This window comes from Trichlorobacter sp. (assembly GCF_030247655.1).
Taxonomy (GTDB): domain Bacteria; phylum Desulfobacterota; class Desulfuromonadia; order Geobacterales; family Pseudopelobacteraceae; genus Trichlorobacter.
Genome location: NZ_JAOTRZ010000073.1, coordinates 1 through 12,997, shown reverse-complemented (window position 1 = coordinate 12,997; position 12,997 = coordinate 1). Strand labels below are relative to the sequence as shown.

The following is a 12,997-nucleotide window of genomic DNA, read 5'->3' as shown; positions in this document are numbered from 1 at the left end:
GTCTCACCATATGGGGTAAGCCCAAATATGATCAGGTAACGTTATTGATCCAGGTCCTGGGCCGGGCTTTTATTGAACCGTTGCTGGACAGGATGGCTGAAGAAGATAACATGTCGCTGCGACGGTTCATGATGGATCGTGTGCAGTCCTTTGGCGAGGCTTGCCGTCCCTCTCTGATTGCCCGATTAACCGACAATCGCTGGTATGTTCTGCGCAATGTAATCATTATGCTGCGTTCTCTTGGACCGACCCAGGAGAGCGAGCAGCTGCGACCTTTACTACGACACAGCAACCCCAGGGTTCGTGTCGAGGCGCTCAAGACATTAGTGTTGGCCGGAGATCCGGTTGCTCTGCGTCAGGTATTACGTGACCTTGAGTCGTCTGACCGGGAAACTCAGTTAATTGCCATCAGCCTGGCTGATCGTAACAGTTCGCCAGATATGGTTCGTAAGCTGTTGGCGCTGGTGACTGAGGGGGGATATACGGCGGTTGAATGTGAATTGAAGGCTGCTGCAGTACAGGCATTAGGAGAGATTGGCAGGCCTGAAATCCTGCCGGAACTGGTAAAGGTGCTGGCAAGTCGAAGTCTGTTAGCATTTAAGGCGCTTAACAGACTGAAGATAGATATTGTTCGCTCTCTTGAACGCTATCCGCCCAAAACGGTCCTGCCACTTTTGGAACGGCTTTCCGGAGGATCTGACGAACTGTCCAGGCAGGCGGCAGAGGTGCTGCGAACGGTACGGAGCAAGCTGCATGAATAATGTCAATGCACTGTATGAAGTTCATGAGTTTATCCGGCACTTGCTGTCGGCAGTGGCAGGTGCGGCTCTCTATGCGCTCAATCATCCCCAGGTAAATCGCCTTGCCGGTGCCGCCCATACCAGCCTGACCCGTGCCTTGTCGGTGCGTCCTGATATCGCCCTGCTTGAGGTTGATGGTGAGCTGGTAATTGATGGTGAACCGCAGCCGTTTTCTCTGGTGCTTGACCGTTTTGTGCAGATTATGCACGAACAGAAAATTGGGCATCTTCGTTTTCTGTCAGGTGCATCAAGAAATGAGGTTGATCAGCTGATTGCTCTGCTTGCTCGCCAATCTGACCAGTCTGAATCTGGATCAAGCGAGCATATTCGAATGGGCAGGGTGGAAATGGCAGGGCAGGGAGATGAAGCCGGTGGAGGCGCTGGTGGTGCCGGTCTTGCTGGAGGCAGAAATGACGGTCTGGGCACTGGTGGCGATGGAAAAACGCGTGCTGCACGTCTAGATGAAATCTCTGCTATTGAGCTGGAACGGTTAAGTGAAGTATATGAGGCAATTAAGCGTAAGGAACGTCTGAAGCCGAGTGGCGTGGCATCAATGGTTGCTGATCTGGTTGAGGCTTTTCAGCGTGAAGGGGAATCGCTGCTGATACTGGCTGCCCTGCGGGAGCAGGATGAGTATACCTTTACCCATGCTGCCAATGTGTGCATCCTGGTGTTGGCGCAGGCCAGGTCTCTCGGGATCAGCGGACAGATGCTAAACGATATCGGTATTGCTGCTATGCTGCATGATGTCGGTAAAATGTTTGTTTCTGAGGGAATTCTGACCAAACCTGAAAAGTTGAATTTTGAAGAGTTTGAAGAGATGAAGCGTCATCCGGTGCTCGGAGCCAGGTGTTTGATGGAGGCGGCCGGAGTGCCGCGCCTGGCAGCTATTGTTGCCTTTGAACATCATATGCGCTACGACCAGTCAGGCTATCCAGTGGTGCCTGTTGGTTGGCAACAGAATGTTGCCAGCCAGATGACGGCTATTGCAGATTGTTTTGATGCCATGCGTACTCGCAGAGCGTATCAGGAGCCTCGTTCATCTGAAGTAATAGCAAGTGCGTTGCTGCAGGGGGCCGGAACAGAATTTAATCCATTACTAGTCAAAAACATGCTGTTGCTTCTTAAGCAGATCAAGAGAATTTAGAGCGTACAAGAGGCTTGACACTGCATGGGCTATGGGGTACTGAGTTTGATCTAACAATGTTATAAAGTAAGATTTTCATGAAAGGGGATGTAAAGTAATGAGCTTGGTTAAACTGTATGATACAACGCTGCGTGATGGAACGCAGGCTGAGGATATTTCGTTTCTTGTTGAGGATAAAATCAAGATTGCCCATAAACTGGATGAGTTGGGAATCCATTATATTGAAGGTGGCTGGCCAGGCAGTAATCCCAAAGATGTGGCGTTCTTTAGGGATATTAAGAAAGAAAAGTTGCAGCAGGCAAAAATAGCTGCCTTTGGTTCGACCCGCCGTGCCAAAACCACACCGGATAATGATCATAACATCAAAACCCTGATTGCAGCTGAGCCGGATGTTATCACAATCTTTGGCAAGACCTGGGATTTTCATGTACGTGAAGCCCTGCGCATTTCGCTGGAAGAAAATCTGGAGTTGATCAATGACTCACTGGTGTTCTTGAAACAGAACGTGGGAGAGGTGTTCTATGATGCCGAGCATTTCTTTGATGGTTACAAGGCTAACCCCGAGTATGCCATCAAGACCCTGCTGGCAGCCCAGGATGCCAAGGTGGACTGTATCATTCTCTGTGATACCAATGGTGGCACCATGCCGTATGAGGTGGCTGAAATTATTGGCAAGCTTAAAAAACAGATCACTATACCGCTGGGGATTCATACCCACAATGATGGTGAGTGTGCGGTGGCCAACTCAATCGTAGCGGTTGATCAGGGGATTGTCCAGGTTCAGGGTACCATCAACGGATTTGGCGAGCGCTGTGGTAATGCCAACCTCTGTTCCATCATTCCTGCTATCAAGCTGAAGCTGAAAAAAGACTGTATCAGTGATGACCAACTGCGCCATCTACGTGAAGTTTCAAATTATATCTTTGAACTGGCCAACCTCTCTCCTGACAAACACCTGGCCTATGTTGGCAAGTCTGCCTTTGCCCATAAGGGTGGGGTGCATGTCAGCGCGATCCAGCGTCATCCTGAAACCTATGAACATATTCGACCTGAACTGGTTGGTAACTCTACTCGCGTACTTGTTTCTGATCTGTCCGGCAAGTCCAATATCCTGGCAAAGGCCGAAGAGTTTCATATCAATCTCGATAGTAAAGATCCGGTTACCCAGGAAATCCTTGAAGAGATCAAAGAGATGGAAAACCGTGGCTTCCAGTTTGAAGGTGCAGAGGCATCTTTTGAGCTAATGATGAAAAAGGCATTGGGCACCCACAAGAAATTTTTCCAGGTGATGGGGTTCAGGGTTATTGATGAAAAACGCACTGATGATCAGAAACCAACCTCTGAAGCAACCGTCATGATTAAGGTGGGGGGCAAGATCGAGCATACGGCAGCTGAAGGCCATGGTCCGGTTAATGCCCTGGATAATGCGTTGCGTAAGGCTCTGGAAAAGTTTTACCCCAAGTTAAAAGAGGTGAAGCTGCATGATTATAAGGTGCGGGTATTGCCTGCAGGCCAAGGCACCGCTTCAGCTATCCGGGTTCTGATTGAGCTGGGTGACAAAACCAGTCGTTGGGGCACGGTTGGTGTGTCTGATAATATTATTGATGCCTCCTATCAGGCTTTGATCGATGGTATAGATTTTAAGCTGCATCATGGGGAGTCGGTCCAGTAGCTTGCTCTATCAGCGGATTATTTTGGTTACTGTTGCTTTGGCAGTAACACTCGTTGTAATGATAAAGGGCCGTCAACCTGCTAAACCAGTGGGACTGACGGCTCTTTCTGTATCTTCGACCTCTCCTGTGGCCGTGCAAATTTCTGGAGATGTTGCCCATCCAGGTGTTTATATGGTTTGCGACACTAATTTGACGAATAGCGTCATATTAGTGGCAGATCCTTTGTGTCTTGGAGAGCTTGCAATCCGGTCTGACCTGTTATCAGCCCCCGTACAGACAGGAAAGACGCTTCACCTTCTTTGTAAAGGCCCTGATAACAGGGCTATAATACAGTATGGCACCATGAAATCCAGTCAGCTCCTGACTCTTGGGCTGCCGCTTGATTTAAACCAGGTAACTGAAGCTGACCTTGATCTGCTTCCTGGAATAGGACCATCTCTGGCCCGTCGGATTATAGAAATACGTCAAAAAAATGGCTATTTTAAAAGTGCGAACGAGTTGTTGCAGGTGGAAGGAATAGGTAATAAAAAGCTTAAACAACTTTCGCGTTATTTTAAGTGATTGAAATGTATAATAAGTTATTCTGATATAGAAGTTAAAAAGACGTATATACTCCTGTTGGCACGCAAGGTGAATAGATAGCTCTCACTTGACCGCACTTGAACTGTCACCTTTTCATTGAAGGAGGGTATGCCATGAGATGTCCGCGTTGCCAGGGCCGTATGTTTGCAGAGAAATATTATGATTTTGTTCGTTCCTTTGATGCCTGGAAGTGCAGTTGCTGCGGAGACGTCGTTGATTCAACCATACTTCAGAACAGGGCTCGGAGCAGTAGCAGCTTTCTTGGCTGACCGATAAACAGATTTTCAAGATTGATCACAGGGGAATCCAGCTATGGATTCCCCTTTTTGTTTGACAGCTGGAGCCGTAATCCGTACATTTTCTACACTTTAGACAACCAAGGAGCATCATAATGGTACGAGCAGGACGGAGTATGCAGCAGTTACGCCCGATTACTATAACACGTCACTTTATTAAGCATCCGGAAGGTGCTGTTTTGGTTGAGTTTGGAGACACCAGAGTCATTTGCACTGCCTCGATAGAGGAGTCTGTTCCGCCATTTCTACGTGGTAAAGGCACCGGCTGGGTCACGGCTGAATACTCCATGCTGCCCCGTGCTACCCACACCCGTTCTTCCCGTGAGGCTGCCAAAGGTAAGCAAAGTGGCAGAACCCTTGAAATTCAGCGTCTGATCGGTCGTTCTCTCCGTGCTGTCACTGACATGGTCAAGCTGGGTGAGCGCACCATCTATCTGGATTGTGATGTGATCCAGGCAGACGGTGGCACCCGTACTGCCTCTATTACCGGCGCTTATGTGGCCTTGGTTGATGCAATTTCGTCTCTGCTGGTCCAGGGTAAGATTGCTGAAAATCCGCTCAAAGAAGCTGTGGCTGCAGTTAGCGTGGGGATTGTAGATGGTCAGGCTCTACTCGATCTTGATTATCAGGAGGATTCCAGCGCTGAAGTGGACATGAATTTTGTCATGACCTCATCCGGGCGTTTTGTTGAGGTTCAGGGCACTGCAGAGGCAGAGCCGTTCACCCTGGAGCAGATGGATGCCATGCGTGATCTGGCCATGGCAGGTATCAACCAGCTGTTTACCCATCAGCAGGAGGCCCTGGCCCGATGAAGCAGTTGCTGGTTGCCACCCGGAACCGGGGCAAGATCAAGGAAATCAGGGCGCTGCTGGATGGTTTGGTGGAAGAGATCCTCTGTGCGGCGGATCTGCCGGATCTACCGGAGACGGTTGAGGATGGCACAACCTTTAGTGACAACGCCTTGAAAAAGGCTCGAGAGGCCTGCAAAGCCGCTGGCCTGCCAGTGCTGGCTGATGATTCGGGATTGGTGGTGGATGGGCTTGATGGACGTCCTGGTGTGTTCTCTGCCCGCTTTGCAGGGCCTGATGCGGATGATGGCGCCAACAACAGTAAACTGCTGCATGAAGTGGCTGGTTTGTCTGAAATTGAGCGTAGTGCCGCCTTTGTCTGCAGTATGGCCTTTGTCAGCCCGGATGGTGTTGAGCAGCTGTTTGAGGGCAGGGTAGGTGGGATGATTATTAATCGACCGAGGGGAGAGCATGGTTTTGGCTATGATCCACTCTTTCTGGTAAATGGTTATCAACAGACTATGGCAGAGTTGCCGCTTGATGAAAAAAACCGGATCAGTCACCGCGGTCAGGCCCTGCAGGCCTTTAAAGCTTTTCTTGGTGGAGCGTAGATGACCACCTACCTGCTGAAACGGATAGCCATGCTGGTGCCGCTGATGCTGGGGATTACCCTGATCACGTTCACCGTGATTCATCTGGCACCGGGTGAGCCGGTGGATATGCAGATGGCCATGAATCCCAAGGTGGGCAAAGAGGCCAGAGAGCGTCTGACCAAGTTTTACGGACTGGATAAACCGCTCCATGAACAGTATTTCACCTGGCTGGGCAAGCTGGCCAGACTTGATCTTGGGCGTTCCTTTTCCAGTGATAACCGTCCGGTACTGGACAAGATCAAAGAGCGTCTGCCGATCACCCTTCCCCTTAATCTGGTAGCTCTGATTATTGAGTTTGGTCTTGCGATTCCGATCGGGGTGCTGGCTGCTGTAAAAAGAGATACGGTACTTGATAAAGGTATTACCGTTATCGTGTTTCTGGGGTTTGCAGTGCCTACTTTCTGGCTGGCACTGCTGTTGATGTACTTTTTTGGCGTCAAGCTTAACTGGTTGCCGATCTCAGGACTGCATACGCTTGGTTATGAGTCGTACAGTTGGCTTGGACGACTCTGGGATCTTACGAAACATTTGATACTTCCTGTCTGTGTTGCTTCATTCGGTTCATTTGCCGGTGTTTCCCGTTACATGCGTTCAGCCATGCTGCAGGTAATCGGTCAGGACTACATCACCACAGCCCGGGCCAAGGGACTGTCAGAACGGGTCGTGATCTGGAAGCATGCCTTGCGCAATGCCCTGTTACCACTGATAACCCTATTGGGTTTTTCCATTCCGGGTTTGATTGGCGGCAGCGTAATATTTGAAACCATCTTTGCTATTCCTGGCATGGGGCAACTTTTTTATCAAGGGGTTATGTCACGAGATTATCCGGTGGTAATGGGGATTCTGGTTATAGGCGCGTTTCTGACCCTGCTGGGGAACCTGATAGCTGATATCAGCTATGCCCTTGCAGACCCGCGAATCAGACAACAATGACCACATTTAAAACTTCATTCATAGCTTCAGTTTTCTGGCCACGACTCAAGCGTAATCGGATGGCCATGGCCGGTTTGATAGTGGTACTACTGCTGTTTGCTGTCTCACTGATGGCTCCTTTTCTTACCCCATACGATCCATCTGCGATTAATGCCTGGGATGTATTGCAATCGCCTTCATGGAAACACTGGTTCGGTACTGACGAGTTAGGCCGGGACGTGCTGACACGGGTACTGTTCGGAGCAAGAATTTCTCTAAAAGTCGGTTTTGTGGCAGTGGGAATAGCGGTCTTCCTTGGTACTCTGGTGGGGCTGGCGGCAGGCTATTATGGAGGCTGGGTAGATAGCCTGTTAATGCGTTGTGTTGATATCATGCTCTGCTTTCCCTCCTTTTTTCTGATTCTTGCTGTCATTGCGTTTTTGAACCCTTCGATCTGGATTATTATGGCAGTGATCGGCCTGACCGGCTGGATGGGGGTGGCTCGTCTGGTTCGGGCCGAGGTGTTGGCCATCCGAGAAATGGACTACATCATGGCCGCCCGTTGCATCGGCTGTTCTGATCTACGGATCATACTGCGTCATATTCTGCCCAATGCCCTTTCACCGGTGCTGGTGGCAGCTACGCTGGGGGTTGCCGGCGCGATACTGACTGAATCTGCCCTGTCGTTTCTAGGAATCGGTGTACAGCCCCCAACCCCAAGTTGGGGCAATATTCTGACGTCTGGCAAGGATTATATTGAATTTGCCTGGTGGCTTTCCCTGTTTCCCGGAAAGGCCATTCTGGTTACTGTGCTGGCCTATAACCTGTTGGGTGAGGGGATCCGTGATGCCCTTGATCCGCGAACCATGAAATAATACGGGAGTTGTATGACTGAGATTGTTTTTGATCATGAAGATTTTGATTTTGAAACCATGGAAGAGGAACTGAAGGCTGATGAGCAGTGCCAGAGACTGCTTCAGCAGTTTTACATCTGGTTGCAGCAATCTGATCTGACGCCTGAGCACGCCTCTGAACTTGCCTATAGTGCAGATTACTATCTGCGTGACTATGTGATTGATTTCCTTCAGCGTAATGCTCTGCGTCCGCAAGCAGGTCAGGTGCATTATTTTGCCGGAAACTGGTACATTACCCGTACTCTGGAACCGGAAATGGCAGTACTTGCACGACATCTTGAGGCAATTGCTGCCCTGTATCGTTTTATGCATGCGTTGCAACTGATCAGCCCGGAACAGCTTGATCAGGTGCAGCAGGAAACAGCTGATCTGGAATATTACCAGCAGCGGGTCGCATCATTTCTCGCCTTGGCCGGTGAAGGATATGAGGCCTGGGATCGTGCCTGTCAGCTTGAAAACTAAAGGAGTTGGCTTACATGACCAAGCATATTCGTCCTGATTTTGATAGTCGTGCCAGCCAGTGGGATAATCTACCCCGTCGAGTGGCTTTGGCCAAGGCTGTGGTGGAGGCCATTGTCGCGGAAGCTGATCCGCAACCGGGCATGCGGATGCTTGATTATGGCGCCGGCACTGGATTAGTGACACTGGGGCTACTGCCGTTGGTCAAGGAAGCAATTGCCGTTGACAGTTCCCGAGGAATGCTGGAACAGCTTGAAATCAAGGCCAAAGAAGCTGGTATTACCAATCTGCAGACCTGTTTTATTGATCTGGATTCAGCATGGCATCTGCCCCATGGGATTGACCTGCTGGTCAGCAGCATGACCATGCATCATGTGCCTGCACCGGCTCCGCTTATGGCCCGTTTCAAGGAATGTCTGAATCCAGGTGCACAGCTCTGTATTGCTGATCTGGAGCTGGAGGATGGCAGCTTCCATGATGATGCAACCGGTATTCCTCATAATGGGTTTGCCATAGAGCAGATGGAGGGGTATTTCCGTCAGGCAGGGTTTGTTGAGGTCAGAACGGTCTTGGTTGTGACCGTTAAGAAAGAGCGGGACGGTCTTTTTCAGGAGTATCCGGTGAACCTGACCATTGGAAGGCTGGGGTAAGCCTGCGATTGATTGACATCTTAATAAATTTACCCTAAAAATAACATAATTATACATTTGCTGGATGGTTCCCCCAGGAGGGATGCATGTCCCAGGTAGCATTGCCCGAAACCGTTAGAAAATTGCTGGCCTCACAGCCAATTGAATTGCCGATCTTTCATCCGGTTGCATTGAAGCTGCAGCGCATGTTGTCAGATTATGACTTTACCGTTGATGAGGTGGCACAGATTGCCAATGAAGATCAGTCATTGGCAAGTCAGATGTTAAAGATGGCCAACTCGCCCATGTACATGGGGCGCACCAAGGTGGCCACCATCAAGGAAGCGGTAATCAGACTTGGAGCACAGCAGGTAATCAATATTGCTATTGCCGCTTCGCAGGCATCGACACATGTTTCAGATAATCCGGCCCTGAATGCCTACATGAAAGAGCTCTGGCTGCACAGCCATGGTTCTGCGTTGGGGGCACGCTGGCTGGCACACAACTGCGGTATGCGTGGCATTGCTGATGAAATTTATCTGGCAGCCCTGCTTCATGACGTGGGTAAACTGTATCTGGTAAAGGCGATTGAGAGGCTGGTTAAGGCTGGTGTGATCAGTTCCATGTTTGATGATGATCTGATCATGGAGATCTTTGAGGCGATGCATGTGGAGCAGGGCTATCGTCTGATGCAGCACTGGAACTTCCCGTCCATGTACTGTGATGTGATCAGGGATCACCACCTTGAAGAATGGGACCCGGTCAACAAGATGCTGGCCATTGTCCGGTTTGTAAACCTGACCTGTCACAAGGTTGGCCTTGGTTTGAAGAAAGAGCCAGATCTGGCCCTGCAGTTGACTCTTGAGGCTGAGGTGCTTGATATTGGTGAACTGCAGATTGCTGAGCTTGAATCTCTGTTGCTTGAGACACGCGATTCAGAGTTTTAATGGCTGATTATAACTGAATATAAACTAACAACGCCCCTGCAGATAGCCTTTGCAGGGGCGTTGTTGGTTGTTTCTCAGTGGTACTGTATTCGTCGCAAGATAGCATATACGGTTTCCATCTGTTCCGTTGCTCCAATCGCTTCAGCGACTTTTTCAGGCGTTGGCATATCAGGATGACCTTGTACAAATGCCTGTACCTTCTTCTGCAGATCAATCACCGTTCCTGCTGCCTTTTTACCTGCCTCAACTCCGGGCTGATGATAGGCATTGATATTGACCAATGATGCGTACAATCCCACGGTTCGCTCAAACAGGGCGATTAAGGCACCGATGGTGGCTGCATCAATCTTTTCCACCGTGATGGTCATTGACTCACGTCCCTTTTCAGACAGGGCCTGTCTGGTGCCATACAGAAAACCAAACAGAAAATCGCCGCTGGTAACCCCTTGCTCAACCTGCATTGAGCTGCCCTGGCGATCCTGCAACACCTCGATAAAGGTCACAAAGAAGTTGTGCACCCCTTCACGCAACTGCTGCACATAGGCATGCTGGTCAGTGGATCCTTTGTTGCCGTACACGGTCAGCCCTTGGCCCACTACGTTGCCGTCCAGATCCAACTGTTTTCCGATGGATTCCATGATCAGTTGCTGCAGATAGCGGGAGAAGAGTAGCAGGCGGTCTTTGTACGGCAGCATGACCATATCCTTGTCACCACTTCCGCCAGTGGCATGGTGCCACATCAGGGCCATCAGGCTGGCTGGATTAAAGGTGGTAATCCTGCTGCGGGTAATCTGGTCACAGGTCTGAGCACCACGCAAAAGCTCTCTGATATTAACTCCCTGCAGGGCAGCAGGTAACAGTCCTACAGCAGAGGTTACTGACGTGCGGCCCCCGACCCAGTCCCACATGGGAAAACGGGTGATCCAGCCTTCTGCCACAGCCAGTTTATCAAGCTCGCTGCCATCACCGGTAATGGCTATGGCCTGCTTGCTAAAATCAAGCCCGGCATGTTTCCAGGCCGCCTGCGCCTCCAGCATGCCGTTGCGGGTCTCTTTGGTGGAGCCACTTTTGGAGATCACAACCACCAGACAGTCAGAGAGGCCACCTATCTGACTGCAGACCCGATCCATGCCATCAGGGTCGGTATTATCCAGAAAAAACGGTGTCATCCTGTCAGAGCTGTTTCCCAGGGCATCAGCCACAAACTGGGGGCCCAGGGCTGAGCCGCCAATCCCGATGATCAATAGTTTGGTAAAGGTCTTGTTGCCTGGAGCGCAGATCTTGCCGGAATGGATGTCAGCGCTAAAAGACTCAATCCGGTCAACGGTGGATTCGATCTGCTGCTGGATCTCCGGTGTGGGAGCAAGGGCAGGGGTGCGCAGCCAGTAGTGCCCCACCATACGCCCCTCATCAGGGTTGGCAATGCTACCCTGTTCCAGGGCAAGCATGGCATCAAACGCCTGCTGCATGGCCGGTTCCATCCGGGCAAGAAAATCATCATCAAAATTCATCCGGCTGATGTCCAGCCAGAGGCCGATCTCGGGGCAGTGGCAGAGGTGTTGCTGAAAGCGGTTCCAGGTCATGGGAATATGCTCCTTGCAGGGGATGCTCTTTTATACCACAGGTTCGTTGAAAATCCAGATCAGCAGCCCCAAAAAGCAAAGGGCGGGTATAAACCCGCCCTTCAGATACTGTCAGCTAGTGCGTTAAGGCTACTTTTTTACATTATAAAATACATCGTGACCTTTGAACTCTGCAGTCGTATCTAGTTCATCTTCAATCCGCAGCAGTTGGTTGTACTTGGCAACCCGGTCAGTACGGCAGAGTGAGCCGGTTTTGATCTGACCGGCATTGACCGCCACAGCCAAGTCAGCCAGTGTGGTGTCTTCGGTCTCGCCGGAACGGTGAGAGATAACGGTGGTGTAGCCAGCCCGCTTGGCCATTTCAATCGCCTCAAGGGTTTCAGTCAGGGTACCGATCTGGTTCAGCTTGATCAGGATTGAGTTGGCAATCCCTTTCTGGATCCCTTCTTTGAGGATAGCCGGGTTGGTTACGAACAGGTCATCGCCAACGATCTGGATCTTTTTGCCAAGACGGTCGGTCATCAGCTTCCAGCCATCCCAGTCGTTTTCAGCCATGCCATCTTCAATGGAGATGATTGGATACTTGTTGACCAGATTTTCGTAGAAGTCTACCATCTGGGCCGGGGTCTTCTCCTTCTGGGTCTCATTTTCCAGGGTGTAGATCCCTTTTTCTTTGTCAAACAGTTCTGATGAGGCCACATCCAGTGCCAGCAGTACATCTTCGCCCGGCTTGTAACCTGCCTTGACGATCGCCTCCATGATAACTTCCAAAGCCTCTTCATTGGACTTCAGGTTGGGGGCAAAGCCGCCTTCATCACCAACGGCAGTGTTGTAGCCTTTGGCCTTCAGCACACCCTTCAAGGCATGGAAGATCTCAGCACCCATCCGCAGTGCCTCAGCAAAGCAGCCGGCACCAGCTGGCATGATCATGAATTCCTGAATGTCCACGTTGTTGTCAGCATGGGCACCACCATTGATGATGTTCATCATCGGCAACGGCAGTTCGCGGGCATTGGCTCCGCCAATATATTTGTAGAGCGGCATGCCTGCCTCTTCAGCAGCAGCCTTGGCAACGGCCAGCGAGACACCCAGAATGGCGTTGGCGCCCAGGTTGCTCTTGAACTCGGTTCCATCCATTTCCAGCATCCGCTGGTCGATGCCAACCTGATCACTGGCTTCCATGCCGATCAGTTCATCTGCAATCCTGTTGTTGACGTTATCAACCGCCTGCAGCACACCTTTGCCCAGATAACGGCTTTTGTCGCCATCACGCAGTTCCAGCGCTTCACGCTCACCGGTTGATGCACCGGATGGTACTGCAGCACGGCCAAAGGCACCGGACTCAAGAAACACCTCACACTCAAGGGTTGGATTACCGCGGGAATCCAGAATCTCCCGTGCATAGATATCAACAATTTCGCTCATCACTGCCTCCTCATGGAATTGGATCAAAACTTTACTTTTATAGCAACTGGGTGCGGAAAAGAAAAGGGACAAACAGTAGAGCCTCTTGCAAAAGTCTTGAAAGTTGGTTGCCAATGTCAGCCTGTAGTGAAGTTTTCACCAGAGAGCAGCATTAGGCTGGCCCTTTGATCGTTTTCAGCGGTATTTAGC

12 protein-coding genes and 1 pseudogene are annotated in these 12,997 nt (G+C 50.6%); 11 read left to right on the top strand and 2 right to left on the bottom strand.

What is annotated here, in order from left to right:
• The 11 genes from OEL57_RS08420 to OEL57_RS08370 all read left to right on the top strand — a co-directional run.
• The coding region (locus OEL57_RS08420; RefSeq protein ID WP_300739575.1) for a HEAT repeat domain-containing protein at positions 1-761 on the top strand (761 nt) is incomplete at its 5' end.
• On the top strand, positions 754-1,947 hold the full coding sequence (locus tag OEL57_RS08415; protein WP_300739574.1) for an HD-GYP domain-containing protein: 1,194 nt from the start codon (positions 754-756) through the stop codon (positions 1,945-1,947). The genes OEL57_RS08420 and OEL57_RS08415, both read left to right, overlap by 8 nt.
• Positions 1,948-2,044: 97 nt before the next feature.
• Complete coding sequence (gene cimA, locus OEL57_RS08410) at positions 2,045-3,619, top strand: citramalate synthase (protein ID WP_300739572.1); 1,575 nt, start codon at positions 2,045-2,047, stop codon at positions 3,617-3,619.
• 1 nt (position 3,620) lies between these two features.
• The gene (locus OEL57_RS08405; protein ID WP_300739570.1) at positions 3,621-4,181 is read left to right on the top strand and encodes a ComEA family DNA-binding protein; all 561 of its coding nucleotides are present in this window, start codon (positions 3,621-3,623) and stop codon (positions 4,179-4,181) included.
• Positions 4,182-4,593: 412 nt separating this feature from the next.
• Positions 4,594-5,310, top strand: coding sequence for a ribonuclease PH (gene rph / locus OEL57_RS08400; RefSeq protein WP_300739568.1), 717 nt, complete (start codon positions 4,594-4,596; stop codon positions 5,308-5,310).
• On the top strand, positions 5,307-5,897 hold the full coding sequence (locus tag OEL57_RS08395) for an XTP/dITP diphosphatase (protein WP_300739566.1): 591 nt from the start codon (positions 5,307-5,309) through the stop codon (positions 5,895-5,897). Before rph ends, OEL57_RS08395 begins: the two co-directional genes overlap by 4 nt.
• Positions 5,898-6,872: an ABC transporter permease gene (locus OEL57_RS08390; RefSeq protein WP_300739564.1), complete on the top strand. Its 975-nt coding sequence runs from the start codon at positions 5,898-5,900 to the stop codon at positions 6,870-6,872. It abuts the gene before it with no gap.
• Positions 6,869-7,726, top strand: a complete 858-nt coding sequence (opp4C, locus tag OEL57_RS08385) for an oligopeptide ABC transporter permease (protein ID WP_300739562.1) — start codon at positions 6,869-6,871, stop codon at positions 7,724-7,726. Before OEL57_RS08390 ends, opp4C begins: the two co-directional genes overlap by 4 nt.
• 12 nt (positions 7,727-7,738) lie before the next feature.
• Entirely contained in the window at positions 7,739-8,227 is a 489-nt protein-coding gene (locus OEL57_RS08380; RefSeq protein WP_300739560.1) for a hypothetical protein, read from the top strand.
• A 14-nt stretch (positions 8,228-8,241) separates the two neighbouring features.
• On the top strand, positions 8,242-8,874 hold the full coding sequence (locus OEL57_RS08375) for a class I SAM-dependent methyltransferase (RefSeq protein ID WP_300739558.1): 633 nt from the start codon (positions 8,242-8,244) through the stop codon (positions 8,872-8,874).
• Between the two features lie 86 nt (positions 8,875-8,960).
• A complete protein-coding gene (locus OEL57_RS08370; RefSeq protein ID WP_300739557.1) occupies positions 8,961-9,800 on the top strand; it encodes an HDOD domain-containing protein in 840 nt (279 codons plus the stop codon).
• Positions 9,801-9,895: 95 nt separating this feature from the next.
• On the opposite strand, the pseudogene OEL57_RS08365 reads toward OEL57_RS08370, so the two are convergent.
• A pseudogene (locus OEL57_RS08365) lies at positions 9,896-11,383 on the bottom strand (glucose-6-phosphate isomerase); the annotation flags it as partial.
• Between the two features lie 129 nt (positions 11,384-11,512).
• Positions 11,513-12,808, bottom strand: a complete 1,296-nt coding sequence (eno, locus tag OEL57_RS08360) for a phosphopyruvate hydratase (RefSeq protein WP_300739556.1) — start codon at positions 12,806-12,808, stop codon at positions 11,513-11,515.
• Between the last annotated feature and the right edge of the window lie 189 nt (positions 12,809-12,997).